Source organism: Halomonas sp. E19, from assembly GCF_052439355.1.
Taxonomy (GTDB): Bacteria; Pseudomonadota; Gammaproteobacteria; order Pseudomonadales; family Halomonadaceae; genus Halomonas.
The window spans coordinates 2,471,497-2,497,197 of sequence record NZ_JBNFWU010000001.1; the positions used below are offsets into that span (position 1 = coordinate 2,471,497).

The window sequence follows — 25,701 nt, forward strand, 5'->3', positions numbered from 1 at the left end:
CCAGGCAGGCCGCTGCCCTTGCAGCCGCGGCCGCTGGCGGCTCACACCTGGGTGCCCGGCGACTGCAGCCGGTGCTGGGGAACCGGCCCCGGGGGCGGCACGGCGGTGGGCAGGCTCAGCGTGTGCTCCTCGCCTTCCTGCCAGTAGCGCAGCTGCGCCTCCTCGCCCACCGGCGTGTCCCGCACCAGCTCGAGGAAGCGCATGGGCGTGGTGGGGATCTCGCCGTTCACCTCGAGCAGCAGCGCCCCGGGCGCCAGGCCGGCGCTCAGCGCCGGGCCGCGGGTATCGTTGACCAGCACCCCTTCACGGTCGGGCAGGCCCAGCGCTTCACGCAGGTCGTCGCTGACCGGGGCCACCGTGATGCCGAGGGCGGCCACTACCTGATCTTCCAGCCCCTCGAACTCGATCTGGCGTGCGGCCGCCAGCACCTGGGGCGCCACATGAATGCTGGCCCCGACCTGCAGCGCCAGGGCGATCGCATCGCTCGGCCGGCTGTCGATGCGGACCGGCTCGTCGCGCTCGGCGATGCGAAGCTCCAGCATGCCGAGAAAGGTGTTGTCGACCAGGTCGTCGACGAATACCCGCACCAAGGTGACATCGATCCCGCCCAGCACATCGCCGAACAGCTCATGGGTCATGGGGCGCGGCGCCCGTGCACCGCCCAGGCCGCGCAAAATGGCGCTGGCCTCGTTGGAACCGACGAAGATCGGCACCACCTCGCGCGCACCGGGCTCGCGCAGCAACACCACTGGCACACCGAAGCCGGCGATGCCCACGGTGGCAACCTCGACTTCCACCATCTCGTCGACCTCTGCCGCCAGTTCGCGGGCACTCACGGCATGCGCGCTCAGCAGCAGCGCGAGGCCACACAGCAGCGACAGCAGACGATAACCGCGAACCAGCAATGTCATGGACTTCTCCCCGCAAGCAACAATGCCTAGAGCATGGCACTCATGGCTGCACCCCGCCATGCGGCGGGGTGAGCGAACCCGGCGTGCGAGATAGAGAGGGGGTCAGGACCTGACCTTCATCAGCTCATCCCAGCGGGTGGTGTAGCGCTGGGTGCGGTGCTGACAGCGCAGGGCCCAGGCATTGTCCTTGTGCGGCAGGCCGAAGCGCACGGTATCGCGCCCCATCTCGCGGTTGAGCCGGTCGAGGGTGGCCATCAGCCGACGGCTGCGGTCGCGCCTATGCTCATCGCCGGGCTCATCGAGCAGCGAGCCCTGGCAGCGCTCGCCCTCCACCAGGTCCAGCAGTATGACGCCGCACTTCTGGTAGCGATGCTCCTCCAGGAACACCGTTTCCAGCGCCCGGCGCGCCGCCGCGAGCAGCGTGGGCGTGTCGGCGCTGGGCTCCGGCAGCGCGACGATCTGGCTGTTGGTGTACTGCGGGTCGCCCAGCCGGTGGGGGTTGGTGCGCACGAATACCAGCACCGCCCGCGCCAGGCTGCCCTGGCGACGCAGCTTCTCGGCGGCGCGTGCGGCATGCTGGCGGGTGGCGGCCTGCAGATCGGCCAGGTCGCGGGTCAGCCTGCCGAAGGAGCGCGATACCAGGATGCGCTGGCGCGGCAGCGTCATGTCCTCGAGACGGATGGCGGGTCGGCCGCGCAGCTCCCAGACGATACGCTCGAGCACCACCGAGAAGGCGCTGCGGATCCGCTTGGGATCGGCCTGCCGCAGCTCCCAGGCGGTGGTGATGTCCAGCAGTGCAAGCCGCTCGGCCGTGCGCCGAGCCACGCCCCAGAGGTCGCCGACCGGCAGCGCCTGCAGCACCCGGCGCGTCACGTCGCTGTCGGCTTCGAGCAGGCACACCCCTTCGTAGGCAGGCTCGCGCTTGGTCAGGCGGTTGGCCACCTTGGCCAGCACCCGGGTGGGCGCCACCCCCACACCGGCCGGGATGCCGGTCCAGCGGCGCACCGTCTGGCGCAGCCGCTGGCAGTGGGCCTCCAGCCCGGCGGGGTCGAAGCCGTCGAAGTGCACGAAGCTTTCGTCGATGGAGTAGAGCTCCACCTCCGGGGAGAACTCCGCCAGCACCTGATTGACCCGGCGCGACACGTCGCCGTAGAGGGCGTAGTTGCTCGACAGCAGCACCGCCTGGCGGCGAATGGCCGGCGGCAGCAGGTGCAGCGGTGCCCCCATGGCCACCCCCAGCGCCTTGAGCTCGCGGGAGCGCGCCACCACGCAGCCGTCGTTGTTCGACAGCACACCGACCGGCAGTCCTTCCAGCCGCGGGTTGAACGCCCGTTCGCAGCTCACGTAGAAGCTGTCGCCATCCACCAGCGCGATCATGGTCAACCCCCGGCAAGGCGTGAATCACATGGGTGACCACGCCCCAGACGTGGCACGTCCTGCCATCCAGCGGGATCGGCGCAAAGCGCGGGTTGCTGGCCAGCAGCACGGTACGCCCGCCCTGGCGCACCAGCCGCTTGACCGTGGGTTCGCCGTCCACGGCGATGATCACCACCCGGCCGGGCAGCGGTTCCAGGCTGCGGTCCACCACCAGCAGGTCGCCGTCATAAATGCCGTCGCCCTGCATCGAGTCACCTTCGGCACGCACGAAATAGGTGGAGGCCGGGCGCTTCACCACGTGATCGTGCAGGTCCAGGTCGATGTCGAGATGGTCGTCGGCAGGGCTGGGAAACCCGGCGCGGACCCGGCAACCCAGCAGGGGCAAGGGCTGCGGCACGGGCCGCGTGGCGGGTCGACCGACAACGCGCAGCAGAGGAAGTGAAGTGAGCGGCATGAGGGCCTCCATATACTGTACTCCCATACAGTATTCTTGCGATGCCGCCCCTTGGCAAGCCCTGAACGGGCAGCACGACACCGTCGCCAGGTTTGAAGGCAGCGCGATCGCCCTCCATGCTGAGGGAAGGAGCTTTCCAGGGAAGGGAAACCACCATGGACGACATCGCCAGCGAGTTTCTGGCCGACAATGCCATCCTCATGGAGCTGGCCGTGGCGCTGCTGCTGGGTGCGCTGATCGGCATCGAGCGCGGCTGGTCGGCGCGCAAGCGCGAATGGGGCGAGCGGGTGGCCGGGGTGCGCACCCACGCGTTGGTGGGGCTGTTCGGCGGCATCGCGGCGCTGCTATCGGAAACGCTCACCTCCTGGGCGTTTCCACTGATCTTCCTGGCGGTCGCCGGCATCGCCCTGGCCGGCTACCGGGCCAGCATGGAAAAGAGCCGGGACTACAGCATCACCGGCCTGATCGGGCTGCTGTTGACCTTCTGCTTCGGTGCCCTGGCGGTGGCGGTGGAGATCGCCCTGGCCACGGCCTGTGCGGTGGTCACCGCGCTGATCCTCGATAACAAGCGCGAGATCCACGGCCTGCTGCACAAGCTCGAAGCCAATGAGCTCGCCGCCGGCCTCAAGCTGCTGCTGATCAGTGTGGTGATGCTGCCGCTGCTGCCCAACGAGGACATGGGCCCCGGCGGGGTGCTCAACCCCTATGCGATCTGGTGGCTGGTGGTGCTGATCGCCTCGATCTCGTTCATCGGCTACTTTGCCGTGCGGATCGGCGGCACCGAGAAGGGCATCCTGTTCACCGGGCTGTTCGCCGGGCTGAGCTCATCCACCGCACTGACCCTGCAGTACGCCCGCCAGGCCCGCCGCGAGCCGCAGCTGGCACCAATGCTGGCCGCCGGCATCCTGCTCGCCTGCGGCACCATGCTGCCGCGCCTGCTGCTCTACGCCGCCCTGGTCGGCCCGGCCCTGTTGCCCCGGCTGCTGGCCCCGCTGGCCGCCATGGGGGTGGCGCTCACCCTGCCGGCGCTGTGGCTGTGGCGGCGCCACCGCCGCCATCTCAAGACCCACCAGCCGATGACCCAGAACCCGCTGGAACTGCGCGCCGCGCTGGTGCTCGGCGCCTTGCTGGCGGTGGTGATGGTGCTGGGCGAGTGGCTACGCGACTGGCTCGGCGAAGCCGGCATCTACCTGCTGGCCGCCACCTCCGGCATTGCCGACGTGCATGCCATCGCCCTGTCGCTCAGCCGCCTGGCGCCGGAAACCATCACGGTGTCCACCGCCGTGCTGGGCATCCTGCTGGCCGCCTCGGTAAACAACCTGTTCAAGGTGGTGCTGACCGCCACCGCGGGCAATGCACGCCTGACCCGCTGCATCGTCGGCCCGATCGCGGCCTCGGCGGCGGCGGGCCTGGCCGTCGCCTGGCTAACCTGAGCCCTGGCTGGCCTGAGCCTGGGCTAGGCCGGCACTGCCGGCACGTTCAGGCGGCGCTCGTGCGCCACCAGCCACTGCTTGCGCGGCAGCCCGCCGCCATAGCCGGTAAGGGTGCCGTTGGCCCCGATAACCCGATGGCACGGCACCACGATCGCCACGGGGTTGGCACCGTTGGCCAGGCCTACCGCGCGGCAGGCCCCTGGCCGCCCGATCCGCTTCGCCAGCTCGCCATAGCTGATCGTGCTGCCCGCCGGGATCTCGCGCAGCGCCTGCCACACCAGGCGCTGGAACGGCGTGCCGCCGGTAGCGACCGTTAGTGCCGCAAGCCGGGAGGCATCGTCCTCGAAGTAGGCCGCCAGGGCCTGCCGAATGGCCGCGGGCGCCGCTCCCGGATAAGCTCGTAGCGGCCGTAGTGGCGCTTCAGCAGGCGGTGCAGGCGTTCGTCGTGATCGTCGAATTCCAGCGCTCGCAGCGCGCCCTGTTCGTCCACGACCAGGCGCAGCTCGCCCACCGGGGACGCCAATCGATCCAGCCAGAGTTGCATTGCCTCTCTCCTATCTCGCTGTTGCCTGCCTTGCGACCGCATCGGCATGCCATAGGTGCATCACGGCGTAGCCACGCCAGGGCCGCCAGGCCTCGGCGCGGAGCATTTGCCCGGCTCCGTCAGCGCCGCTGCACGGCCAAGCCCGAAGCTCTCCCGCAGCCCGTGCATGGCGCGCCGCCTCAGCGATGCGCTGCGATCGAGAGCGTCATCGCTCCATTCTAGCCCGCCCATGGCCGATGGCCGGTATCTTTTGCAGCCTCCCTGCCAACGCAAAGTGGTTCTCCTGAATGACGTCAAACTGGCCCTTAGCAAGGAACCAGATTCATACCACACTGGCTCTCGCCCATCGCAACGCAGAGGAGCCACCCATGACCATTCGCCAAGCCACCCTTAACGACCTGGAGCCACTCAGCCAACTGCTCGACGGCTACCGGCAGTTCTACCGCCAGGCGTCCGATCTCGAAGGCGCCCGGCAGTTCCTGCAGGCACGCCTCGAGCGCGGCGATTCGCACATTCTGGTTCACACAGGAAGCCAGGGAGAACTGCAGGGTTTCGTACAGCTCTACCCCCTGCTTTCCACCGTGCGCCTGGCCCCGCTGTGGCTGCTCAACGATCTGTTCGTCGCCCCCGAGGCTCGTCGCAGCGGCGTCGGGCGCGCCCTGATGCAGGCCGCCAGGGAGCTCGCCCGAGCCCATGGCGTCGGCCATCTCAAGCTCGCCACCGAGATCGACAACCGCACCGCCCAGGCGCTCTACGAATCGCTCGGCTGGCAGCGCGATACGACCTTCTATCACTACGGTCTGCTGTTCGACACCCAGGCAGACCAGGGCTGAGCGGAGGCGCCATGTACGTTCCCCCATCGATGCGGCTGACGCGCGAGCAGGCCTGGGCGCTGGTCGAGCGCTACGGCTTCGCCGTGCTGGTCGGCGCCGATCTGCAGGCTACCCACCTGCCCCTGACGCTGGAACGAAGCGAAGGCGAGCTCGGTTCGCTCTACGGCCACGTCGCCCGGGCCAATCCTCACTGGCGAGCGCTGGACGGCAACCGGGCGCTGGCGATCTTCAGCGGGCCCCACGCCTATGTCTCGCCGAGCTGGTACGCCAGCCGGCCTGCCGTGCCCACCTGGAACTACCTGGCCGTGCATGCCACGGGGCGCCTGGAGCTGCTGGACGCCGCGGCCACGCGGAGCTGCTCGCGCGCAGCCTGGCCCACTTCGAACCCGCCCTGCTCGATTCGCTGGGCCGCGAGCACGACTACCTGGAAAAGATGCAGGCCGGCGTGGTCGGCTTTCGCCTGCGCATCGAAGCCCTCGAAGGCAAGGCCAAACTCGGCCGGCAGCGCTCCCGGGCCGATCAGGCAGGGGTCGAAGCGGCCCTGGCGCAGAGCGCCGACCCGCAGGCGCGCCAGCTTTGGCACGAGATGCAGACACTGGCAGACGAGGAGCGGCAGGCATGAGCACGCGGCCCGTAGACGACCGCCCCCTCGGTGTCGCCCTGCCCGGCTGGCAGCCGGCAAGCCGGCCGCAGCGAACCCCTCTGCAGGGAGAACGGGTTCGCCTCGAACCGCTGTCGGCAGAGCGCCATGGCGATTCGCTGTTCGCCGCCTTTCTATTGCCCGGTGAGGGGCCCCACGACACACCCCAAGCACGCTGGGCCTATTCCGGCGGCATGCCGTTCAGCGATGCCGAGCAGTGTCATGCCTGGCTGGCCGAGCGTGCGCGCAGCGAGGACCCACTCTTCTTCGCCATCGTCGAAGCAAAATCCGGGCGGGCCCTGGGACTGGCCAGCTACCTCAACATCGTGCCGGAGCACGGCAGCATCGAGGTCGGCCATCTCCATTTCACGCCGCCGCTTCACCGCACGCCGGCGGCCACCGAAGCCATGCTGCTGATGATGCGCCACGCCTTCGCCCTGGGCTACCGGCGCTACGAATGGAAGTGCGATGCGCTCAACGCCGCCTCGCGGCGTGCCGCCGAGCGCCTGGGCTTTCGCTTCGAGGGGATATTCCGTCAGCACCGTGTAGTCGAGGGACGCAACCGCGACACCGCCTGGTTCTCGCTGCTCGACGGCGAATGGCCTGCCAACGAAGCCCGCCTGGTGCGCTGGCTCGCATCGGACAACTTCGATGACGAGGGTCGTCAGAGGTCGTCGCTATCGGCGCTGTCAGCCTAGGCTCAGCCATTCGCGAGCCAGCCAGCGCCCGGCCCGTTCGATCTCGGCTTCCACGGTGCCGGCATAGCCCAGCACCAGGCCGGGGCAAGCGGGTGCCTTGAGGTAATAACTCGACAGCGGCGAGAGCGAGATGCCCTGCGCCGCACCCCGTCGGAGCAACTCACGCTCTTGTTCCGCTTCATCGAGCCAGGCCACCAGATGCATGCCGGCCTGCCCGTCGGATAGACGCAGACCGCGTGCCACGGCGGGTGCCAGGGCCTTGCGCAGCAGCACCTGACGCCGACGGTAGCAGTCACGCATGCGTCGGATGTGGCGTGAGAACTGGCCGCCGACGATGAACTCCGCCAAGGCAGCCTGTACCGGGTACTGCCCCTCGCGGTGAAGCCGCGCGTTGGCCCGGCGAAACGGCTCGACCAATGACTCGGGCAGTACCACATAGCCCAGACGCAGCCCGGGATACATCACCTTGCTGAAGGTGCCCACGTAGATGACACGGCTATCGTCGACGAGCCCCTGCAGAGCGGCGATGGGGCGCTGCCCGTAGCGAAACTCGCTGTCGTAGTCGTCCTCGACGATCCAGGCGCCGTGCCGCTCCGCGGCTTCCAGCAGCGCCAAGCGGCGGGACAGACTCATGGTCACGCCGCTAGGGTATTGATGCGAGGGCGTCACATAGATCAATCTCGGACTCTCGGCGTTCGCCGCAGCCGCGACGCTGAGGCCTTCGTCATCCACCGGCACCGCCTGCAAATCGAGTCCGGCAGCCGCAAAGCAGGCCTGAGCCCCAGGGTAGCCCGGCTCCTCGATCCACACCTTGTCGCCGGGGTCGCTGAGCAGCCTGGCGATCAGCTCGAAGCCCTGCTGCGCCCCTGCACGATGAGAATCTGCTCGGGGCGACAGCGCACCGAGCGCGAGAGCTGCAGGTAGTCGGCCAGCGCCTCGCGCAGCGTCGGCACGCCGCCCTGGGCCTGATAGGCCAGCCACTCCTGCGGCATGCGCTGCTGGTGGCGGCGTATCAGCCGCTGCCACGGGCCATGGGGGAAACGATCCAGCGCCGGCACGCCGGGGGCCAGGATGGGGCGCTCCTGGCTGGCATGGCAGAACGCCAGCAGCGACGTGCCGCGCGCAGAGAGCGACGGCGCATCCGCTCGCGCCGGTAGCGTGTGCGACGTGGTGAGCCCAACCGCTAGTGCCGGCTGGGTGGCTGGTTGAGTGGTACATGGAAACGCCAGGTCGGCAACGAAGGTGCCCGACCCATGCCGCGTGACCAGGAAGCCTTCGGCCAGCAGCTGATCGAAGGCGGCCAGCACCGTGTTGCGCCCCAACCCCAGCTCGCCAGCCAGCTGGCGCGATGAGGGCAGTCGCTGACCGCAAACCAGGCGTCCCGTCTGGATCCACTCGCGTAGCTGATGATAGAGACGCGTGGCCAGCGGCTGCGGCGCACCTTCTGCCAGCGCCAAGCCCAGCGCATCGGCCAGCCAGTCGGTCTGCCCGATGCCGGCAGGTGTGGCAGACAGCCCCCTGTCAGCTATCCCACTCATCCGCGATAACCCGATTGCGCCCCGCGCGCTTGCCTTGATAGAGGTTGCGGTCGGCGCGATGCAGGGTGGCTTCGATGGTCTCCTCGCGGTCGCGGAAGGCCGATACGCCGCAGGTGATCGAGGCGGTGAAGAGGTGGCCCTCTTCCGAAGCGAAGGAGAGCGCGCTGACTTGCTGGCGCAGCTTCTCCGCTACGCCGATGGCGCCATCGAGCTCGGTTTCCGGCAGCAGGATCGCAAACTCCTCGCCTCCCAGGCGCGCTGGAATGTCGTTGACCCGCAGCTTGCCGCGCAGCATGCGGCTGGTCTGAACCAGCACCTGGTCACCCGCAGGATGGCCATGGGTGTCATTGATGCGCTTGAAGTGATCGAAATCGAACAGGATCACCGAAGCCGGCCGCGCATAGCGGCGGAAACGCGCCAGCTCCTGCACCAGGCGCTTCATGAAGTAGCGCCGATTGAACAGGCCGGTGAGTTCGTCGGTGCGTGACAGCAGGCGCAGACGCTGCTCCAGAATCTTCTGATCGGTGATGTCGCGCAGCGTGCCGATGAGCATCTGGTCGTCGTCATCGGGCACGTAATCGGCCAGCTCATGCACCCAGCGCACCTCGCCATTGGGGCGGATGATGCGATGAATCACATCGTAGTTGCCGCGCCCCAGCGCCTTGGCGATGGCGGCTTCGACCATCGGCAGGTCCTCCGGATGCACGCGCTGCTTGAACGCCTCCACGCTGGGCGTGAACGAGGACGCTGCGACGCCGAAGATGTCGTAGATCACATCCGACCAGAACACGTCCTGGGTCTTCAGGCTGAGCTTCCAGTAACCCAGGCGGGCGATCTGCTGGACACGATGCAGGGTGCGCTTGAGCCGAACGTTCTCGCTGCGCAGGCGCTCCAGCTCATGGCGCAGCGCGTCGGATTCGCCGGCGGCCGCCGCCTCGGGGCTGTGCCCGGCCGATGGCGCCAAGGCTTCCTGTTCCCGCGTTTTCTTCATGTTTTCAGCAGTAACTATCAGGGGTTTTAGCAGCAGGATACCGTCGCCTAACGCCGACTGCCATGCCTGCCCGGCAAGGGCGACGGTTCTTCCACCGCGGCTTCCAGCGGCCGAGCAAGATGCCGCGCCAGGCCCTCGGCGCCATGCCGCATCACGGCATGATGGCTCCAGATCACCAGCGGCCGAGCCAGGCGCGCCAGCCAGCCCATCCATGGCCGGGTGGTGCGCACCTGCCAGGTATACTTCACGCAGGTTCGGCCGGCCTGCTCGCTAAGCTCCCAGCGCCCCAGGCCAGTCACATCGCCGCTCGCCTCGCCCTCGATCAGCCACGGCGAGCGCACCCGGCATACGCGCATATCGAAGCGCAGGGTATAGCGCAGCGGGCTTCGCCACACGAAATGCTCGGTGCGTCCGATGCCCTGCCGATCGCCGCGCTCACGCTCCTCGACGTCGATCAGCTCCGGCCACCACTGCGGCCAGTGGCACGGGGTCGCCAGGGCCTCGTAGACCTGCTCGACAGGCGCCTCCAGATACCAGCGGGAGACGAAGTGAAAATCCGCCATGACACCATCCTTGTCATATCGCCACGCCGAGGCAACGCAACGGCGCGCTCTTCGCTCAGCCTAGTCTTTCCCTTGCCCCGGCGCCGCCGGGCGGCAGGCTGCGCTACTATTTCCCCTTCACCTTCACTCCCCTCACCTTCCCCAGCTGGAGACGTCAGATGAAATACCTCGGGGCTCATGTCAGTGCGGCCGGCGGCCCGGACCAGGCCGTGCTGCGCGCCGTCGAGATCGGCGCCGATGCCTTTGCGCTGTTCACCAAGAACCAGCGCCAGTGGCGCGCCAAGCCACTCGACGGTGCCACCATCAAGGCCTTTCGCAACGCCTGCGAGCGTCACGGCTTCGGCCCGGGGCAGATCCTTCCCCACGACAGCTACCTGATCAACCTCGGCCACCCGGACCCGGCCGGCCTGGAGAAATCCCGTGCGGCCTTCCTCGACGAGATGCAGCGCTGCGAGCAGCTCGGCCTGACGCTGCTCAACTTCCACCCGGGCAGCCACCTGAAGAAGATCAGCGAAAGCGAATGCCTGACCCGCATCGCCGAGTCGATCAACCTGGCCCTCGACAAGACCCGCGGCGTCACTGCCGTGATCGAGAACACCGCCGGCCAGGGCACCAACCTGGGCTGGCGCTTCGAGCACCTGGCCGAGATCATCGAGCAGGTCGAGGACAAGTCGCGGGTCGGCGTTTGCCTCGACACCTGCCACGCCTTCGCCGCCGGCTACGACTTGCGCACCCCCGAGGCCTGCACCGCCACCCTGGACACCTTCGATGAAGTGGTCGGCTTCACGTACCTGCGCGGCATGCACCTCAACGACGCCAAGAGCGAGTACGCCAGCCGGGTCGACCGCCACCACAGCCTGGGCCAGGGCAACATCGGGCTCGACGCCTTCACCACGCTGATGCGCGACCCACGCATCGACGAGATTCCCATGGTGCTGGAAACCATCGAGCCCGAAATCTGGGCCGAGGAGATCGCCTGGCTGCGCGCTCAGGCCGTGACTGACGGCGAGGGCTGAAGGGCCCGGCCACCAGCGGCCCTTCGTAGACCAGCGCATCGTGCAGTTGCACCAGGGCCGCACCGGCCTGCAGCCGGGCGGCCACCTGCGCCGCCGAGCAGATGCCGCCCACCGAGATGATCGGCAGCCGCCCGGCCAGCGCGGCGGCCAGACGGCTCACCTGAATGCAGGCCTGGCGCTGCCGCTCGGGCGTCTGCCAGTCGAGGTAGCGCTGCGGGGTAGCCGGCGGACCCAGGTCGAACGCCGCCACCAGCGCATCGAACCGCAGCGCCGCCAGCCGGCTCGCTACCGCTGGCAGGGCCTGCCCCGCCAGCGGTAGCCGAAGCTTCACCGCCAGGGGCACCTGGCGCCCGGTCAGCGCGGCCAGATCCCGCTGCTGCTGCTTGAGTGCTACCAGCAGCGCCTCCAGCCATTCACGGCAGGCGGGGCCAGCAGCGCACCGGCCTGGGGGCTGCACAGGTTGATGGTCAAGTAGTCGGCGTGCGCCCAGGCCGAGCACATTCCGGCCAAGTAATCGTCGACGGCAGCCCCCGGCTCGGTGTCCGCGGCCATGCCGAGGCTGACGCCCAGCACCGCGCCGCCGCCTGCCGCAGCGGCCTGGCCGGCGCCCCAGGCGGCCGCCTGGGGCGGTGTCAAGGTGCCGATCTCGATGGCGCCAAAACCCAGTGCCCCTGCCTGCCGGCCCAGTTGCCCCCGCTTGTCGAAACCGGCCGCAATGCCTAGTGGATTGGCGAACTCCAGCCCCATAACCCGAACCGGCGCCATGCGCGGCTGGGCGCGGGCCCGGCCGGCCTGCCCCTGGCCGCGTCGCCTGGCGGCAAGGCACGTACGGGCGAAGGCCAGCCGGCGCCCCAGCGCCGGCGAGCGGCGCATCAGCGCCAGCATCAGGCGGCGGGGCATGCCCCGGCCTCCGGCGGCACTCCACGGCGCCCGGCATATCGCGCCTCGAACGCCTGCATGAAGCGGATCAGCGCCTCGACCCCGGCTTCAGGCATGGCGTTGTAGAGGCTGGCCCGCACCCCGCCGACGGCCGGGTGCCCGTGCAGATGCAGCAGCCCCTGGGCGGTGGCCTGGGCCAGAAACTCGGCGGTCAGGCCGGGGGCGGCAAGCTCGAAGCAGACATTCATGCAGGAACGGTCGGCGGCCTGCTGCCGACAGACATAGAGCGCGCTGGCGTCGATGGCGACGTAGAGCCTGTCGCTCTTGCGTCGGTTGCGCACCGCCATGGCGCCCAGCCCGCCCTGCCGCCGCAGCCAGCGAAACGTCAGGCCGGCCAGATAAACGGCATAGGTCAGCGGCGTGTTGAGACGACCCTCGCAGCAGGCCTGCTCGCGGTAGCTGAAGAGCGTCGGCGTCTGCGGCCGCGCCGGGCGCAGCAGGTCGTCGCGGATAATGACGATCGTCAGCCCCGTCGGGCCGATGTTCTTCTGCGCCCCGGCATAGATCATCCCGAAACGCTCGATGGGAACCGGGCGCGACAGGAAGTCGGAGGTCATATCGGCGACCAGCGGCACTTCGCCGGTATCGGGCAGCCAAGTGTAGGCCAGGCCGTCGGCCGTTTCGTTGCTGGTCAGGTGGCAGTAGCCCGCCCGCGGATCGAGTCGCCATTCGGCGAACGGAGGAATCCGGCGGTAGCCATGGGCGGCCCCGCTGGCGGCAACCCGCACCCGGGCATGACGGCGCCCCTCGGCGATCGCCTTGCGCGACCAGTGTCCGGTGTCGAGGTAGTCGGCCCGCCCGCCGGGCGGCAACAGATTCAGCGGCAGCAGCGCGAACTGCGCCGAGGCCCCACCCTGCAGGAACAGGATGCGGTAGTGCGCCGGCAGATCGAGCAGCTCGGCCAGGTCGCGCAGCGCCTGCTGTTCGATCGCCCGGTACGCCTCGCTGGTGAAGGGCATCTCCAGCACGGACATGCCGCTGTGCTGCCAGTCCATCAGCTCGTCGCGGGCCTGCTGCAGCACCTCGCGGGGCAACATGCCGGGGCCGGCGGCGAAGTTGTAGGAGGGACGGGGCATGGGCGTTACCTCTCGGGCCCTGGCGTGCATCGAACAGGGCGATCAGAAGAAGAGATGCAGGCCATGGCCACTGGCCGCCATGAAGAACAGCAGCGGGATCGACAGGATGGTATTGGTGCGCGACGACAGGTAGGTGATGCGCGAGCAGCGCACCCGCTCCTCCATCGGCGCCGGCACGAAGCCCAGCACCTTCTTCTGGTGGGGCCACAGCACCAGCCACAGGTTGAGCAGCATCAGGGTGCCGATCCAGGCCCCCATGCCGATCACGGCATAGGGGCCCTGGAGCAACAGAGCATCGACCAGCCAGCCGCGGTACCACAGCATACCCATGCCGGACAGCCAGACGACGATGGAGGCATGGCGGAAGATGGCGTGCTCGCGCTGCATGCGCGCCTCGAGGGCCGCGCTGCGCTCGGTCTCGCTCGGCTCGCCGTTCAAGGGCGTGAAGGTGGGGTGTTTCACCACGTTGGCATAGTTGTGGCCGATCCAGATCAGCGCGAAGAGCAGGTGCGCCCAGCGGAACACGAAGTCGAGCATTGCCATGCGCAGCCTCCTAGACCAGGGTCCGGACGAACAGGAAGAGCACGCCGGTAAGGGCCAGCCCGGCGGCCAGGGTGCCGCCCAGGGAATCGTGCGGCAGCTTCATGTCACCTCCCGCCCCAGGGCGGCACCGCCCTGGCGTGCGATCAGCTCGCCGGCCGGGCGCTCCGCAGCCGTTGCCTGGCGCACCGCCTCCTGAATCAGATGGTGATGGGGCGACTTGCTGCAGGCGGGATCGGTGTTGGCGGCATCGCCGGTCAGCAGCATGGCCTGGCAGCGGCAGCCGCCGAAGTCCTGCTCCCGCTCGTCGCAGCTGCGGCAGGGCTCCTTCATCCACGCATCGCCGCGAAACATCTGGAACGCCGGCGACTCGCGCCACAGCCACGCCAGGCTATGCTCGCGCACGTTGGGGAATTGCAGCCCTTCGATCGAGCGCGCCTGGGAGCAGGGCAAGGCCGTGCCATCCGGGGCGATGGTCAGGTGAATCGCACCCCAGCCGTTCATACAGGCCTTGGGACGCCCCTCGTAGTAGTCGGGAATGACGAAGAAAATGGTCATGCTATCGCCCAGCCGCTGGCGCGCCAGGTTCACTTCCCGCTCGGCCCGTTCCAGTGCTTCGCGGGTCGGCAGCAGTTCGTCACGGTTGAGCAGCGCCCAGTTGTAGTACTGCACGTTGGCAAGCTCCAGGTACTCCACGCCCAGCTCGCTGGCCAGCGCGATGATTTCCGGTACCTGCGCAATGTTGTGCCGGGTGATCGGCACATTGAGCACCATGGGAAACCCCTGGGCCTTGATCTCCCGGGCAATGGCGAGCTTCCTGTCGAAACATTCCACACCCGCCAGGCGGTTCGCCGTGGCCGGGTCGCTCGACTGGAAACCCAGCTGGATATGCTTGAGACCCGCGGCCTTGAGCGCTTCCAGCCGCTTGGCGGTCAGCCCGATGCCGGAGGTGATCAGGTTGGTGTAGTAGCCCAGCCCGTTGGCCTCCGCCACCAGCGCCTCGAGATCCTTGCGCAGCGTGGGTTCACCCCCGAAAAGCCGATCTGCATGGCGCCCATTTGGCGGGCATCGTGAATGACGCGCTTCCACTCGTCGGTGCTCAACTCCTTGTCGCGACCACGATCGAAATCGACCGGATTGCTGCAGAAGACGCACTTCAACGGACACTGGTAGGTAAGCTCCAATAGCACCCAGATGGGCTTGCCGTCGCCGTCAAGGCGCAAGGCGGATCCAGCCTTTGGCATGGGACACCTCCAGGAAATCGATGACGCCTTTGGCGATGAGATCACGCTCGGCAGCATAGTGGGATTGAAGCTCGTCAATCAGGACGTCCACCGTGGCTTCGCCATTGCAAAGCATGAGGATATTGGCGGCCGTATCATTCAGCTTCACCACCCCCTCGGGGTAGAGAAGCACATGGGCTTCCTGGGATTCTTCCCAACGAAAAAGGAAGGTAGGGCTAATCATATAGCGATCGTGTATCGCCACCTTTGGCTGTGGAATCACACCCGCCTCCGTTGTTGTTATTGGCGAGAAGCCGGGAGCGACACGGGCCGCTCCCGGTCGGTATCAACTACCGAACGTAGACATAGGCCGTGACTTCAAATCCCAGCCGAAGGTCACAGAAAGCCGGCTCAACCCATTGCATGATTCACCTCCAATTGCGTGTGATTGTTCTACCCAGGTGTTGCCTATTGATACTAGAGAGGCATATGAAATGCATGTATAGCACTTTGGAAGGAAGCCGGACCTTCCTAGGTCTCAGGTACGTCGCTTTCCACGAAGAAGCAGCAAGGCAAGGCAGGCCCCACGGGCGGCGCAAGAACCGCTGCCGTTGGGGCCGAGAGTGGGGAGCATTACCTAGCGATAAGCGTGTGCGCTGATGAGCGCTGCGAAGCGCCAAACGCGAGATGCCGATCGTGCCATGACGATCGCTGCCATTTAGCGAGGCTGCCGCGGGGAACGGCGCCGCCGGCTACCAGCCCAGGCAGATCTTGCCGAAGTGGCGCCCCGCCTCCTCGTGGCGGAAGGCATCGGCGATCTCTTCCAGCGAGAAGGTGCTGTCGATGATCGGGCGCAGGCCGCTGGCCTCGATGCCGCGAATCATCTCCTGCTGGTGGGTTCGGCTGCCGACGATCAAGCCCTGAAGACGGGCCTGCTTGGCCATCAGCTTGGCGGTGGGAATCTCGCCGCCACGGCCGGTCAGCACGCCGATGAGCGAGATATGGCCGCCGATGCGCACCGCCTCGATCGACTGCGGCAGCGTGCCAGGCCCGCCGACCTCGATCACATGGTCGACGCCGCGCCCATCGGTGAGCGTCTTGACGCGACGGCCCCACTCGGGCTCGGCCCGGTAGTTGATGGTGTGATCGGCACCCAGCTGCTGCAGGCGAGCGATCTTTTCGTCGGAAGAGGAGGTGGCAATGACACGCGCACCCATCGCCTTGGCGAACTGCAGGGCGAAGATCGACACCCCCGGTGCCCAGCGTGAGGATGGTGTCCCCCGCCTTGAGCCCGGCATCGACCACCAGCGCCCGCCAGGCGGTAAGGCCCGCCGTGGTCAGGGTCGCCGCTTCGGCATGGCTGTAGCCGCGCGGCGCGTGGGTGAACCAGGTCGCCGGACGCACCACCCATTCGCAGGCGTAGCCGTCCACGCCGTCGCCCGGCGTGGTGCGGAAGTCGCCCACCCGTGCCGGGCCGTCGAGCCAGCCGGGGAAGAAGGTCGACACCACCGCATCGCCCGGCGCGAATTCATCCACGCCCTCGCCCACGGCCTCGACGTCGCCCGCGCCATCGGACATGGGAATGCGACCATCCGCCGCCGGAATCATGCCGGAGACGACACCGTAGTCATGAAAGTTGAGCGAGCTGGCCCGGATACGCACCCGGATCTCGCCGGGGCCGGGCGAACCTGGCTCGGCTCGGTCCGTCAGTTCGAGTCGCTCCAGCCCGCCCGGGCTGGGTACGGTCACCGCTTTCATTGCTTTCTCCTGTGGAGGAAACCCTCCTGAAACCTGGCACTCCTGGCACCCCCTGGCAACCCCAGCCGCCCGGGTGCGGGAAAACTTAATGAGCTTCATTGGGTCAAAGCATTTGTCGGCCAGCCCGAAAGCTGCCACCTTGAGCATGAGGCAGGACTTTCGCCGGGGCAGAAGGCGTCCCGGGGTCGCCCATTCACCACAGGAGGACATGCACATGGGAATCATAGAGACGCTGACCGTGGGCGTGGCCGCAGTGGCGCTGTTGGCCTTGGCGCACGCCATGCTCGGGAAACAGCGGCGTCCCGTCCGCAAGGAAGCGCGTATCGAAGAGCCTGAGCGCGGCCCCAGCCGGAATCGCCCGCGGCGCGATTGAGCGCCTTTGTCATCGAGTTCGCAGCAGCCCCCGCCACCCTAGGTGTCGGGGGCTGATTCGCAAGGGCTCCGCTCCTCGGGCGCCTCGACGAAGCCGGCCACCGTGGCCAACCCTTCATCAAAGGCGTCGGCGCCGGCGTCGGCGACCAGGCTAGCCGCAGAAAAGCGATCTTCCCGCATGCAGCAAAGCCTCGGGGGCCTCTCCCCAGGAAATGGCGCAAACCCCTTGTCGCTTGCCGCCACCAGCAGCGCTCCCAGCGAACCCTCGGCCAGTGCGAAGCGGATCTCGGCGCCTTGGCCGCCGGGCGACGACCCTCGCCATCGGCACCATGTCGCACTGGAAGTGGCGCCCAGCGGTACAGTAAAGGCACCCATGTCTCAATGACACCTTCATCCTGACGGAGCCCTACATGGCAGGAAGACGAATCGTTGTGGTCGGCGGCGGCGCCGGCGGGCTGGAGCTGGTCACCCGCCTCGGCCGCCGCCTGGGACGACGCAGCAAGGCGGAGATTACGCTGATCGACCGCAACCCCACCCATATCTGGAAGCCGCTGCTGCACGAGGTCGCCACCGGCGCGCTCGACTCCAGCATCGACGAGATTTCCTATCAGAGCCATGCCCAGCTCAACGGTTACCGCTTCCAGCGCGGCACCTTCGAAGGGCTCGACCGCGAGGCCCGCCAGCTGCGCCTGGCCCCGGTGCTCGACGACCACGGCGAAGAAGTGCTGCCGGCCCGCAGCCTGGACTATGACCTGCTAGTGCTGGCGCTGGGCAGCGTGAGCAACGACTTCGGCACCGCGGGGGTCGCCGATCATTGCCACTTCCTCGACAGCCCGGCCCAGGCCGAGGCCTTCCGCCACGACATGCTCAATACCTTCTTGCGCTACAGCGACCCCGAACGGCGAGAGCATCCGCACCTCACGGTGGGCATCGTCGGCGCCGGCGCCACCGGCGTAGAGCTTTCGGCGGAGCTCTACGACGCTTCGCGCATGCTGCACAGCTACGGCTTCACCGACATGGACAGCCGCCACCTGGAGGTCCACCTGATCGAAGCGGCCCCTGATGTACTGCCGGCCCTGCCCGAGCGCATTCGCATTGCCGTGCGTATCGAGCTGGAACGACTCGGCGTGAAGGTGCACACCGCCACCCGGGTGGTACGCGTGGAGGAGCACGCCATCGTCACCGCCGACGAGAAGCGCATCGAAACGGACCTCAACGTCTGGGCCGCCGGGATCAAGGCGCCCAACGTGCTGCGCGACCTGGGGCTGAGCCTGGATCGCAACCAGCGCATCCAGGTGGAGCCGACCCTGCAGAGCGTCGACGACCCCGACATCTTCGTGCTCGGCGACTGCGCCAGCTGCCCCCAGCCGGACGGCAGCGTGGTACCGCCACGAGCGCAGGCCGCCCACCAGCAGGCCCAGCGGCTCTACAAGAACCTGCTTGCCCGGCTCGACAACGGCACCCTCAAGCCGTTCCGCTATCGTGACCGCGGCTCGCTCATCTCGCTGGCTCACTTCGAGGCGATCGGCAGCCTGATGCGCGGCGCCTCGGCGCGCAGCCTGTTCATCGAGGGGCGCCTGGCCAAGTTCTTCTACGCCTCGCTCTATCGTATGCACCAGCGCGCCATCCACGGCACCGCCAAGACGGCGCTGATCCTGCTCTCGGACGGGCTCAACCGCTTTATCCGCCCGCGCATGAAGCTGCATTGACCACCGGCTAAGCCTCCACTGCCCGGTGTCCACGATGCCGCCTGCCAGGGCAGCGTCCACCTGCAGGCGCGGGGCCGAAGCGGGTGGGTGAAGCCTAACCCAGCGATTATGTGCGACGAAGAAGCCACAACGACCCGACCGCTTGGCGGCCTGAACGCTTTCACCTCTCCCAGCGGCTCGTTCGTCTTACACCCTTTTCACGGCGAGGAACTCCCGAATGGTGACGCTGCTGCTGTTGGCCCTCGGCCTGGGGCTGTTGATCGTGGGGGCGGAGGGTCTGGTGCAAGGTGCGTCGCGCCTGGCGGCGCGATTGGGCATTCCGCCATTGGTGGTCGGGCTCACGGTGGTGGCTTTCGGCACCAGCGCACCGGAGCTCGTGGTCAGCCTCAAGGCCGCTCTGGACGGTCAGGCGGGCATCGCCATGGGCAACGTGGTGGGCAGCAATATCTTCAACGTGCTGTTCATTCTCGGCGTCTCGGCGCTGATCGTGCCGCTGGCGGTGGCCCAGCAGCTGATCCGCCTGGATATTCCGCTGATGATCGTGCTTTCCCTAGTGGTGCTGGTGATGGCACTGGACGGCAGCGTCGGCCGGCTCGACGGTGGGCTGCTGGTCCTTGGCCTGGTGGTCTACACCGTCTTCCTGCTTTGGCAGGGGAAACGCCAGGCGGCCAGCGACGCGCCGGCAGCCGACCACGAGGCCCTGGCCCGTCCCGGATGGCATGACGCGCTCTACGTCCTCGGTGGGCTTGCCATGCTGGTGGCCGGCTCACGTCTGTTCGTCGACTCGGCCGTGACCCTGGCCGGCTGGTTCGGGGTCAGCGATCAGGTGATCGGGCTGACCCTGGTGGCGGCAGGCACCTCGCTGCCCGAGGTCGTGACCTCGATCGTTGCGGCCCTGCGCGGCCAGCGGGATATCGCCGTGGGTAACGTGGTGGGCAGCAACATCTTCAACCTGCTCGGCGTGCTGGGCATCACCGCCCTGATCGCCCCGGCCGGCATCGCCGTGACCCAGGCCATGCTCAGCCTCGACCTGCCGGTGATGGTCGCGGTAGCCGTCGCCTGTCTGCCGATCTGCTTCACCGCCAGCGCCATCGATCGCTGGGAAGGGGCTGTGCTGCTGGGTTACTACGTGGCCTATACCGCCTACCTGGTACTGGCCGCCACCCACCACGACGCGCTGGCCGGTTTCAGTGCCCTGATGCTCTATTTCGTGCTGCCGATCACTGCCCTGACCCTGGCCGTGCTGGTCGTGCCCGAGCTGCGCCGAAGAGCGAACGAGTAGCGCCTGAGGCTCAGCCCAGCATGTCCATGGCCGGCTTGGGGAGACGCCCTGGGCCAGGGCCGCCTCCCGCTCGACGGCCTTGGCCCGCTGGAAGGCCTCCCGCGCCTGCAGGCGCTGCCAATAGGCCGCCACGGCGGGCTTGAAGCGCTCGTCCAGGCCGATGTAGCTGGCCAGCAGCAGCGCATAGCCCACCGACACGTCGGCCGCGGTGAAGCGCCCGGCACAGACGAACGCTTCACGCTCCAGGTGCGGCTCCAGGGTACGCAGGCGGGAGAGGAACCAGCGTGAGTAGTCCTCCACCACCTGGGGCGAACGGCGCTCCTCGGGCTCGAACCGGCCGTAGCGCAGCACCAGGGTCTGGGGAAAGGTCAGCGTCGCTTCGCCGAAGTGCAGGAAGTTGAGGTAGTCGCCGTAGGCGGGGTCGTCCGGCGTTACCGCGAGGCCCGCCTGGGGATGGCGACCGGCGAGATACTGGCAGATGGCCGCCGATTCGGTCATCGTCACCCTGTCGTCGAACAGCACCGGCACCGTTCCCAGCGGATTGATCTCGAGAAAGGCTTCGTCGCGTACCCGGGGCGGAAAGTCGTGCATCACCAGCTCATAGGGCACACCAATCTCTTCGAGCAACCACAGGGGACGAAACGAGCGGGCGCTAATGCAGTGATGGAGTGTGATCATGGCGGCCTCCGGTCTGTCCTTGAACGTGTTGGCTTACGGGCACGAAGCGGCTGCGCGATGCTGAGCCGCCACTGCCAGGGAGCCTTGCTGATCGGCACGTCAAACGCTCGAGAGTCCCGATAGCTCAGCAGGTCAGGCCCAGGGTAACGACCTTCCTCACAGCACCCCTTTCCGTCGTTCTGAAGGGAATGTCATGAGACTAGTTCAACATTCCGGCGGAAGGGCAACCCGGAACACTCGGCCGACCCCAACACCTCGCGGAGCTAGCTCCCTCCCAAGCATGGCGCCTGCCCCGGATGTGGCCTAGCTTTAAGCCATTCCCGCAAGCGGACCCGATCTTCTCGCCCTTGACCACAGGTAACGCCATGGATGTGCATACCTCACGAGGAGCGGCCGGCTGGGCCGTCACCGTTCTCGCCTATGCTCTGCTGCTGCTCGGCCTGGCCATGTCGCTGGGTGGCGCCTACCTGCTCTACCTCGGCGGTACGTTCTACTTTCTCCTGGCCGGCATCGGCACGCTGGTGGCTGCCGTCATGCTCAAGCTGGGCTTGCCAGCGGGGGTGTGGGTCTATGCCGCTACCGTCGCGGGCACCTTCCTCTGGTCGCTGTGGGAAATTGCCATGAAGGGCTGGATGCCGGTCTGGCACATCGACCTGATGGCACGCACCGGCCTCATGGCCGGCCTGCTGGCTGTCGCCCTGCTGTTATTGCCGGTGCTGTACCGCCGCGGCTATTACCAGCCCGCCCTGCCCTATGCCGGCCCGCTGCTCGGCGTGCTGATCCTCGTCGGCTACGCCGGGGCGGTGCTGTGGCTCATCGTCGACTCCGGCCCCGATGCCTCCACCACGGCGGCCGCCGACGAGATCCGTCAGCCGAGTGCCCCGGACGACACCGACTGGGTTGCCTACGGGGGTACCAACCTGGCCCAGCGCTTCTCGCCGGCCGACCAGATCACGCCGCACAACGCCGATCGGCTGGAGGTGGCCTGGGAGTTCAATACCGGCGACGAGCCGCCCAGCGATGCCGCCCCCTACGCCTTCCAGAATACGCCGCTGAAGATCGGCAACAGCCTTTACGTCTGCACCCAGAGCAACCAGGTCTTCGCCCTCGACCCCGGCACGGGCGAGCCGCAGTGGCACTTCGACCCGCAAGTGGCGGTGGAGGCCCAGGAGCACGTGTTCTCGACCGCCTGCCGCTCGGTGGCCTATTTCGAGGCTCCCGAGCCGGTCGAGGAGTGCCCTCGTCGCCTGCTGCTGGGCACGCTGGACGGCCGCCTGATGGCACTGGACGCCGAAGACGGCTCGCTGTGCAGCGGCTTCGGTGACGACGGCACGGTGGATCTCAACGACCGCATGGACCCGCAGGCGCTGGGACTGCTCTCCAACACCTCGGGGCCGATCGTGGTGAACGGCATCGTCGTGGTGGGCCATCAGGTCACCGACAACCAGCGCCGCGACGCGCCCTCCGGCGCCGTGCGTGCCTACGACGTCATCAGCGGCGAATGGCAGTGGACCTGGGACTCGGTATGGACCACACCGGACCGGCAGCCGCCTGAAGACGAGGTCTACCCGCGCGGCACGCCCAACGTGTGGACGGCGATCTCCGCGGACGAGGAGCTGGGGCTGGTCTACCTGCCCACCGGCAACCCCGCCAATGACCAGTACGGCGGCGACCGCAGCCCCGAGGAGGAGGAGTTCACCTCGACGCTGGTGGCGGTGGAGGTCGACAGCGGTGAAGTGCGCTGGAAATTCACCACGGTGCTCCACGACCTGTGGGACTACGACCTCGGCGCCCAGCCCGCGCTGATCGACTTTCCCACCGACGACGGGCCCCGTCCCGCCGTGGTTCAGGCGACCAAGTACGGCCAGGTGTTCGTCTTCGATCGGGAAAACGGAGAGCCCTTGCTGCCCATCGAGGAGCGCCCGGCCCCCCAGGGCGCCATCGAGGGCGACTGGACCGCCGAGGTGCAGCGCTTCTCCCCACAGATGCCGAACTTCGGCTCGATACCCGGCCAGGAGGTCGAGCATTTCACCGGCGCCCACACCTGGGGCGCCACCCCCATCGACCACCTCTACTGCCGGATTCAGTTCGAGCGCATGCGCTACGAAGGCATGTTCACTCCCCGACCCTCGACCATCCCGGCGGCATGCTGCAGTTCCCGGGCATTCTCGGCGGCATCAACTGGGGTAGCGCCGCCTTCGATCTCGACAACGGTCTGATGATCGTCAACAACAACCGCATGCCGTCACGGGTGGTGCTCTACCCGCGCGAGGAAGCCGACGAGATGGAGAACATCGCCCCCATCGGCGAAGAGGATGCCAGCTATATCGATCAGGAAGCACAGCCCATGCTCGGCGCCCCGGTGGCGGCGCAGCGTGGCGCCTGGCTCTCGCCGCTGGACATGCCCTGTGCCGCGCCGCCCTGGGGCTTTCTCAGCGCCACCGATCTCGCCACCGGCGAACTGGTCTGGTCCCGGCCGATCGGCACCAGCTTCGACCAGGGCCCCTGGGGCATTCCCACGCGACTCAAGATGACCGTCGGCGCGCCCACCAGCGCGGGGCCGGTCACCACCGCCGGCGGCGTGACCTTCATCGGCGCCACCATGGACGACTACATCCGCGCTTTTGACAACACCAGCGGCGACATGCTGTGGGAGGCACGCCTGCCCGCCGGCGGCCAGGCAACGCCGTTGACCTACATGCACGAGGGGCGTCAGTACGTAGTGATCGCCGCGGGCGGTGCCTTTCAGGCCGAGACCAGCCTGGGCGACAGCGTGATGGCCTACGCCCTGCCCGAGTGAGCCACCCGGCGCAGGCATCGGCGAAGGGCCGCTTCGGCATCTACCGCCCCTTGGGTGCCGCCCGGCAATGCAGGAGAAAGCCACCTCCCTACGCGAAGCGATGCGGGTACTGGAGGCGCACTCCCAGAAGATCGCCTCCCTGCTGGGAGAGATCGACGACATCACCTTCCAGACCAACCTGCTGGCACTCAATGCTTCGGTCGAGGCGGCACGGGCCGGCGAGCATGGGCGCGGCTTCGCGGTAGTTGCCAGCGAAGTGCGCACCTTGGCGAGCCGCACCAGCGAGACGGCCGGTCGCATTCGTGAACGAGTGCAGCAAACCGGCGACAGCGTGCGCCAGGATGTGCAGTAGACCCAAGATGTAGACGGCACCATACAGCAGATGCTGACCACGCTTCGTGACGTGGCCTCCTGCCTGGCCGACATTGAAGGCTGCCGGGCATGCCGCGCTCCGCTGCCCTGACGGCTCCCCTCGCGGCGTAACGTGCGGCGCCCGGCAGCATCAGCTGCCGGGTGACCCGCTTGCGCTGCGCACCCAGCGTTCCAGGTCGGCCACCTCCAGGGGGCGTGAGATCAAGAACCCCTGGGCTTCGTGGCAGCCAAGCGCTGCCAGATAGTCGTAGGTCTGCCGGGTTTCCACGCCTTCGGCCACCACGCGATAGCCCAGGCTGTTGGCCATGCTCAGCATTGCCTCGACCATGGTGCGGCTGCGGGCGGAGTCGTCCAGTCCCTTGACGAAGGAGCGGTCGATCTTGACGACGTCGGCGGGAATCTCCTGCAGGTAGGCCAGGCTACTGTAACCGGTGCCAAAATCGTCGATCGCGATGCCGATGCCTGCCTCGATCAGCCGATCGAGCTGCTGCGAGGCGGCACGCCCCTGGCCGAATAGCGCCGTTTCCGTCAGCTCCAGCTCGATGGCCGAGGCGGGCAGGCCAGCCTGCCGAATCTGGGCCAGCACCCGCTCGGCGAAATCCTCCTCCTCCAGGTTGCAGGCCGAGACGTTGAGCGAGACGCCGATGGTCAGCCCCTGACACCGCCAGGCCCGAGCCTGCTCGATAGCCTTGGTCACCACCCAGGCCGTCAGCGGGCGAGCCAGCGGCGTATTTTCGATCAGCGGAATGAACTCGGCAGGGGAAACCTCGCCGAGCTTGGGGTGGTGCCAGCGCAGCAGGGCTTCCACCCCGAGGCAGCGGTGAGTGCTCAGCTCGACGCGGGGCTGATAGACCAGGCGCAGTTGATCGGCAGCGTTAAGCGCATCGCGAAAGTCCGACAGCAGCAGGAAGCGGCGCCGATGGGCGGCATCCATTGCCTGGGAGTAGATCCCGGCGCCGGCCTCGGTCTGGCGGGCATCCAGGCAGGCGCTGTGGGCGGTTCGCAACACGTCCGCCGCACGATCCCTGCCCAGGCGTAGCGGTGCGATCCCCACCGCCGGACGCACCAGAATCGGCGAGTCGCGCAGCAGTTCCAGCGACAGCAGGGTTTCGCGCAGGTGCAGCGCCCCTTCGATCAGCGCGTCATCGCTGCAGACCTCCACCAGATGGACGAACTGGCCGGGCCCCACCGAGTAGAGTCGGTTCTCCCCGCCCAGTGCCTGCTGCAGCCCGCGCCCGGCCAGCCGCGCAAACTCATCGACGTAGCTCGGTCCCATGACACGGTGCAAGGTGCTGACCTCGTTGATGTCGAGCACCTCGGTGAAGATCGCACAGCGGCTTTCACCGGGCGCATCGCGGCTCAGATCGTCGAGGTCCTCGGCGAACTGGCTGCGGTTGGGCAGCCCACTGAGCGGGTCAATCCTGCCGAAAGCATGCTGCAGTTCGACCTGGGCCATGACCATGGCGGCCATGTCCTGTAGCACCCGCAACTCCTCCTCGCCGATCTTTCGCGGCTGGGTGTCGAGCACGCACATGGCGCCCAGGGTATAGCCATCCTGTGTCCGCAGCGGGGCACCGGCATAAAAGCGAATGCCGGACTGGGCCAGCAGGCTGTCGTGATAGGTCGGGGACTCGAGCAGGTCCGGCACCACCAGCACCTCGGACTCGTCCGCCACCTCGCCGCAGCAGGCCTTGTAGCGGGGAATCTCCCAGTGATCGACGCCGACACGCGACTTGAACCACTGGCGATCGGCGTCGGTCAGCGAAACGGCAGCGATCGGCATGTCGAAAAACTTGCTGGCCATGCGCGTGATGCGATCAAAGCTCTCGCTGGGAGGCGTGTCCAGAAGATTGAGCTGGCGCAGCGCATAGAGCCGCGCCTGCTCATAATCGAGATCGTGAACGTCGTTATGCATCGAAGGGTCCCCTGCCGATTTTGCGCCAGCACTTAACCA

Annotated in this window: 23 protein-coding genes and 8 pseudogenes; 12 read left to right on the plus strand and 19 right to left on the minus strand. The window is 67.6% G+C overall.

Going from position 1 to position 25,701, the window contains the following annotated elements:
* Positions 1 to 41 precede the first annotated feature (41 nt).
* The 3 genes and pseudogenes from ACUDAL_RS12950 to ACUDAL_RS12960 all read right to left on the minus strand — a co-directional run.
* Entirely contained in the window at positions 42 to 911 is an 870-nt protein-coding gene (locus tag ACUDAL_RS12950) for a bifunctional nuclease domain-containing protein (RefSeq protein WP_444678404.1), read from the minus strand.
* Between the two features lie 102 nt (positions 912 to 1,013).
* Positions 1,014 to 2,288 carry a Y-family DNA polymerase gene (locus tag ACUDAL_RS12955; RefSeq protein ID WP_444678405.1) on the minus strand — a complete coding sequence of 425 codons (1,275 nt, stop codon included), beginning with the start codon at positions 2,286 to 2,288 and terminating at the stop codon, positions 1,014 to 1,016.
* Between the two features lie 79 nt (positions 2,289 to 2,367).
* Positions 2,368 to 2,769 (minus strand): annotated as a pseudogene (locus tag ACUDAL_RS12960) (LexA family protein); the annotation flags it as partial.
* 128 nt (positions 2,770 to 2,897) lie between these two features.
* On the opposite strand from ACUDAL_RS12960, the gene ACUDAL_RS12965 reads away from it, so the two are divergent.
* On the plus strand, positions 2,898 to 4,175 hold the full coding sequence (locus ACUDAL_RS12965; RefSeq protein ID WP_444678406.1) for an MgtC/SapB family protein: 1,278 nt from the start codon (positions 2,898 to 2,900) through the stop codon (positions 4,173 to 4,175).
* Between the two features lie 23 nt (positions 4,176 to 4,198).
* Here the strand turns inward: ACUDAL_RS12965 and ACUDAL_RS12970 are convergent, their stop codons facing one another.
* Positions 4,199 to 4,453, minus strand: a complete 255-nt coding sequence (locus ACUDAL_RS12970; RefSeq protein ID WP_444678407.1) for a methylated-DNA--[protein]-cysteine S-methyltransferase — start codon at positions 4,451 to 4,453, stop codon at positions 4,199 to 4,201.
* Positions 4,454 to 4,488: 35 nt separating this feature from the next.
* Complete coding sequence (locus ACUDAL_RS12975) at positions 4,489 to 4,719, minus strand: hypothetical protein (protein ID WP_444678408.1); 231 nt, start codon at positions 4,717 to 4,719, stop codon at positions 4,489 to 4,491.
* Positions 4,720 to 5,087: 368 nt separating this feature from the next.
* Between ACUDAL_RS12975 and ACUDAL_RS12980 the strand changes: the two genes are divergently transcribed.
* The 4 genes and pseudogenes from ACUDAL_RS12980 (at position 5,088) to ACUDAL_RS12995 (ending at position 6,890) form a co-directional block, all read left to right on the plus strand.
* Positions 5,088 to 5,552 carry a GNAT family N-acetyltransferase gene (locus tag ACUDAL_RS12980; RefSeq protein ID WP_444678409.1) on the plus strand — a complete coding sequence of 155 codons (465 nt, stop codon included), beginning with the start codon at positions 5,088 to 5,090 and terminating at the stop codon, positions 5,550 to 5,552.
* 29 nt (positions 5,553 to 5,581) lie between these two features.
* A pseudogene (locus ACUDAL_RS12985) lies at positions 5,582 to 5,854 on the plus strand (FMN-binding negative transcriptional regulator); the annotation flags it as partial.
* Positions 5,855 to 5,985: 131 nt separating this feature from the next.
* Positions 5,986 to 6,174 (plus strand): hypothetical protein, encoded by a 189-nt coding sequence (locus ACUDAL_RS12990; protein WP_444679448.1) that lies wholly within the window; start codon positions 5,986 to 5,988, stop codon positions 6,172 to 6,174.
* Positions 6,171 to 6,890 carry a GNAT family N-acetyltransferase gene (locus tag ACUDAL_RS12995; RefSeq protein WP_444678410.1) on the plus strand — a complete coding sequence of 240 codons (720 nt, stop codon included), beginning with the start codon at positions 6,171 to 6,173 and terminating at the stop codon, positions 6,888 to 6,890. The genes ACUDAL_RS12990 and ACUDAL_RS12995 overlap by 4 nt, the downstream gene beginning before the upstream one ends.
* Here ACUDAL_RS12995 and pdxR read toward each other — a convergent pair.
* From pdxR to ACUDAL_RS13010, 3 genes and pseudogenes are all read right to left on the minus strand, one after another.
* Positions 6,882 to 8,428: pseudogene (pdxR, locus tag ACUDAL_RS13000) on the minus strand (MocR-like pyridoxine biosynthesis transcription factor PdxR). The gene ACUDAL_RS12995 and the pseudogene pdxR sit on opposite strands and share 9 nt — an antisense overlap.
* Positions 8,412 to 9,419, minus strand: a complete 1,008-nt coding sequence (locus ACUDAL_RS13005) for a GGDEF domain-containing protein (protein ID WP_444678411.1) — start codon at positions 9,417 to 9,419, stop codon at positions 8,412 to 8,414. Before ACUDAL_RS13005 ends, pdxR begins: the two are co-directional and overlap by 17 nt.
* Before the next feature lie 47 nt (positions 9,420 to 9,466).
* Positions 9,467 to 9,982, minus strand: coding sequence for an SRPBCC family protein (locus tag ACUDAL_RS13010; RefSeq protein ID WP_444678412.1), 516 nt, complete (start codon positions 9,980 to 9,982; stop codon positions 9,467 to 9,469).
* 158 nt (positions 9,983 to 10,140) lie between these two features.
* On the opposite strand from ACUDAL_RS13010, the gene nfo reads away from it, so the two are divergent.
* Positions 10,141 to 10,998 carry a deoxyribonuclease IV gene (gene nfo / locus ACUDAL_RS13015; protein ID WP_444678413.1) on the plus strand — a complete coding sequence of 286 codons (858 nt, stop codon included), beginning with the start codon at positions 10,141 to 10,143 and terminating at the stop codon, positions 10,996 to 10,998.
* 67 nt (positions 10,999 to 11,065) lie between these two features.
* Here nfo and ACUDAL_RS13020 read toward each other — a convergent pair.
* The 8 genes and pseudogenes from ACUDAL_RS13020 to ACUDAL_RS13055 form a co-directional block, all read right to left on the minus strand.
* Positions 11,066 to 11,497 (minus strand): annotated as a pseudogene (locus ACUDAL_RS13020) (hypothetical protein); the annotation flags it as partial.
* Positions 11,389 to 11,898 (minus strand): hypothetical protein, encoded by a 510-nt coding sequence (locus tag ACUDAL_RS13025; RefSeq protein ID WP_444678414.1) that lies wholly within the window; start codon positions 11,896 to 11,898, stop codon positions 11,389 to 11,391. The pseudogene ACUDAL_RS13020 and the gene ACUDAL_RS13025, both read right to left, overlap by 109 nt.
* The gene (gene serC / locus ACUDAL_RS13030; RefSeq protein ID WP_444678415.1) at positions 11,883 to 13,013 is read right to left on the minus strand and encodes a 3-phosphoserine/phosphohydroxythreonine transaminase; all 1,131 of its coding nucleotides are present in this window, start codon (positions 13,011 to 13,013) and stop codon (positions 11,883 to 11,885) included. The genes ACUDAL_RS13025 and serC overlap by 16 nt, the downstream gene beginning before the upstream one ends.
* Before the next feature lie 42 nt (positions 13,014 to 13,055).
* Complete coding sequence (locus tag ACUDAL_RS13035) at positions 13,056 to 13,556, minus strand: urate hydroxylase PuuD (protein ID WP_444678416.1); 501 nt, start codon at positions 13,554 to 13,556, stop codon at positions 13,056 to 13,058.
* 99 nt (positions 13,557 to 13,655) lie between these two features.
* Positions 13,656 to 14,854: pseudogene (gene pqqE / locus ACUDAL_RS13040) on the minus strand (pyrroloquinoline quinone biosynthesis protein PqqE).
* Positions 14,766 to 15,020, minus strand: coding sequence for a pyrroloquinoline quinone biosynthesis peptide chaperone PqqD (gene pqqD, locus ACUDAL_RS13045; RefSeq protein WP_444678417.1), 255 nt, complete (start codon positions 15,018 to 15,020; stop codon positions 14,766 to 14,768). Before pqqD ends, pqqE begins: the two are co-directional and overlap by 89 nt.
* 106 nt (positions 15,021 to 15,126) lie before the next feature.
* A complete protein-coding gene (gene pqqA, locus ACUDAL_RS13050) occupies positions 15,127 to 15,201 on the minus strand; it encodes a pyrroloquinoline quinone precursor peptide PqqA (RefSeq protein WP_444679379.1) in 75 nt (24 codons plus the stop codon).
* A gap of 327 nt (positions 15,202 to 15,528) precedes the next feature.
* Positions 15,529 to 16,534: pseudogene (locus ACUDAL_RS13055) on the minus strand (zinc-dependent alcohol dehydrogenase family protein).
* Positions 16,535 to 16,748: 214 nt separating this feature from the next.
* Here ACUDAL_RS13055 and ACUDAL_RS13060 point away from each other — a divergent pair.
* Positions 16,749 to 16,907, plus strand: a complete 159-nt coding sequence (locus tag ACUDAL_RS13060; RefSeq protein WP_444678418.1) for a hypothetical protein — start codon at positions 16,749 to 16,751, stop codon at positions 16,905 to 16,907.
* A 38-nt stretch (positions 16,908 to 16,945) separates the two neighbouring features.
* Here the strand turns inward: ACUDAL_RS13060 and ACUDAL_RS13065 are convergent, their stop codons facing one another.
* Positions 16,946 to 17,281 (minus strand): hypothetical protein, encoded by a 336-nt coding sequence (locus ACUDAL_RS13065; RefSeq protein WP_444678419.1) that lies wholly within the window; start codon positions 17,279 to 17,281, stop codon positions 16,946 to 16,948.
* Positions 17,282 to 17,316: 35 nt separating this feature from the next.
* On the opposite strand from ACUDAL_RS13065, the gene ACUDAL_RS13070 reads away from it, so the two are divergent.
* Both ACUDAL_RS13070 and ACUDAL_RS13075 read left to right on the plus strand, forming a co-directional pair.
* Complete coding sequence (locus ACUDAL_RS13070) at positions 17,317 to 18,615, plus strand: NAD(P)/FAD-dependent oxidoreductase (protein WP_444678420.1); 1,299 nt, start codon at positions 17,317 to 17,319, stop codon at positions 18,613 to 18,615.
* A gap of 217 nt (positions 18,616 to 18,832) precedes the next feature.
* Positions 18,833 to 19,897: a calcium/sodium antiporter gene (locus tag ACUDAL_RS13075; protein ID WP_444678421.1), complete on the plus strand. Its 1,065-nt coding sequence runs from the start codon at positions 18,833 to 18,835 to the stop codon at positions 19,895 to 19,897.
* A 459-nt stretch (positions 19,898 to 20,356) separates the two neighbouring features.
* On the opposite strand, the pseudogene ACUDAL_RS13080 reads toward ACUDAL_RS13075, so the two are convergent.
* Positions 20,357 to 20,575: pseudogene (locus tag ACUDAL_RS13080) on the minus strand (glutathione S-transferase N-terminal domain-containing protein); the annotation flags it as partial.
* A gap of 365 nt (positions 20,576 to 20,940) precedes the next feature.
* Here ACUDAL_RS13080 and ACUDAL_RS13085 point away from each other — a divergent pair.
* The 3 genes and pseudogenes from ACUDAL_RS13085 to ACUDAL_RS13095 all read left to right on the plus strand — a co-directional run.
* On the plus strand, positions 20,941 to 22,794 hold the full coding sequence (locus ACUDAL_RS13085; protein WP_444678422.1) for an outer membrane protein assembly factor BamB family protein: 1,854 nt from the start codon (positions 20,941 to 20,943) through the stop codon (positions 22,792 to 22,794).
* Complete coding sequence (locus ACUDAL_RS13090; protein WP_444678423.1) at positions 22,722 to 23,375, plus strand: outer membrane protein assembly factor BamB family protein; 654 nt, start codon at positions 22,722 to 22,724, stop codon at positions 23,373 to 23,375. Before ACUDAL_RS13085 ends, ACUDAL_RS13090 begins: the two co-directional genes overlap by 73 nt.
* A 145-nt stretch (positions 23,376 to 23,520) precedes the next feature.
* Positions 23,521 to 23,653 (plus strand): annotated as a pseudogene (locus tag ACUDAL_RS13095) (methyl-accepting chemotaxis protein); the annotation flags it as partial.
* A 224-nt stretch (positions 23,654 to 23,877) separates the two neighbouring features.
* Here ACUDAL_RS13095 and ACUDAL_RS13100 read toward each other — a convergent pair.
* Entirely contained in the window at positions 23,878 to 25,662 is a 1,785-nt protein-coding gene (locus tag ACUDAL_RS13100) for a sensor domain-containing phosphodiesterase (RefSeq protein ID WP_444678424.1), read from the minus strand.
* Positions 25,663 to 25,701: the final 39 nt, after the last annotated feature.

Bases quoted from the DNA above. Each gene is read 5' to 3' on its own strand.
- ACUDAL_RS12950 (WP_444678404.1), bottom strand. From the start codon at position 911: ATGACATTGCTGGTTCGCGGTTATCGTCTGCTGTCGCTGCTGTGTGGC.
- ACUDAL_RS12955 (WP_444678405.1), bottom strand. From the start codon at position 2,288: ATGATCGCGCTGGTGGATGGCGACAGCTTCTACGTGAGCTGCGAACGG.
- ACUDAL_RS12965 (WP_444678406.1), top strand. From the start codon at position 2,898: ATGGACGACATCGCCAGCGAGTTTCTGGCCGACAATGCCATCCTCATG.
- ACUDAL_RS12975 (WP_444678408.1), bottom strand. From the start codon at position 4,719: ATGCAACTCTGGCTGGATCGATTGGCGTCCCCGGTGGGCGAGCTGCGC.
- ACUDAL_RS12980 (WP_444678409.1), top strand. From the start codon at position 5,088: ATGACCATTCGCCAAGCCACCCTTAACGACCTGGAGCCACTCAGCCAA.
- ACUDAL_RS12990 (WP_444679448.1), top strand. From the start codon at position 5,986: ATGCAGGCCGGCGTGGTCGGCTTTCGCCTGCGCATCGAAGCCCTCGAA.
- ACUDAL_RS12995 (WP_444678410.1), top strand. From the start codon at position 6,171: ATGAGCACGCGGCCCGTAGACGACCGCCCCCTCGGTGTCGCCCTGCCC.
- ACUDAL_RS13005 (WP_444678411.1), bottom strand. From the start codon at position 9,419: ATGAAGAAAACGCGGGAACAGGAAGCCTTGGCGCCATCGGCCGGGCAC.
- ACUDAL_RS13010 (WP_444678412.1), bottom strand. From the start codon at position 9,982: ATGGCGGATTTTCACTTCGTCTCCCGCTGGTATCTGGAGGCGCCTGTC.
- nfo (WP_444678413.1), top strand. From the start codon at position 10,141: ATGAAATACCTCGGGGCTCATGTCAGTGCGGCCGGCGGCCCGGACCAG.
- ACUDAL_RS13025 (WP_444678414.1), bottom strand. From the start codon at position 11,898: ATGCCCCGCCGCCTGATGCTGGCGCTGATGCGCCGCTCGCCGGCGCTG.
- serC (WP_444678415.1), bottom strand. From the start codon at position 13,013: ATGCCCCGTCCCTCCTACAACTTCGCCGCCGGCCCCGGCATGTTGCCC.
- ACUDAL_RS13035 (WP_444678416.1), bottom strand. From the start codon at position 13,556: ATGGCAATGCTCGACTTCGTGTTCCGCTGGGCGCACCTGCTCTTCGCG.
- pqqD (WP_444678417.1), bottom strand. From the start codon at position 15,020: ATGATTAGCCCTACCTTCCTTTTTCGTTGGGAAGAATCCCAGGAAGCC.
- ACUDAL_RS13060 (WP_444678418.1), top strand. From the start codon at position 16,749: ATGGGAATCATAGAGACGCTGACCGTGGGCGTGGCCGCAGTGGCGCTG.
- ACUDAL_RS13065 (WP_444678419.1), bottom strand. From the start codon at position 17,281: ATGGGTGCCTTTACTGTACCGCTGGGCGCCACTTCCAGTGCGACATGG.
- ACUDAL_RS13070 (WP_444678420.1), top strand. From the start codon at position 17,317: ATGGCAGGAAGACGAATCGTTGTGGTCGGCGGCGGCGCCGGCGGGCTG.
- ACUDAL_RS13075 (WP_444678421.1), top strand. From the start codon at position 18,833: ATGGTGACGCTGCTGCTGTTGGCCCTCGGCCTGGGGCTGTTGATCGTG.
- ACUDAL_RS13085 (WP_444678422.1), top strand. From the start codon at position 20,941: ATGGATGTGCATACCTCACGAGGAGCGGCCGGCTGGGCCGTCACCGTT.
- ACUDAL_RS13090 (WP_444678423.1), top strand. From the start codon at position 22,722: ATGCTGCAGTTCCCGGGCATTCTCGGCGGCATCAACTGGGGTAGCGCC.
- ACUDAL_RS13100 (WP_444678424.1), bottom strand. From the start codon at position 25,662: ATGCATAACGACGTTCACGATCTCGATTATGAGCAGGCGCGGCTCTAT.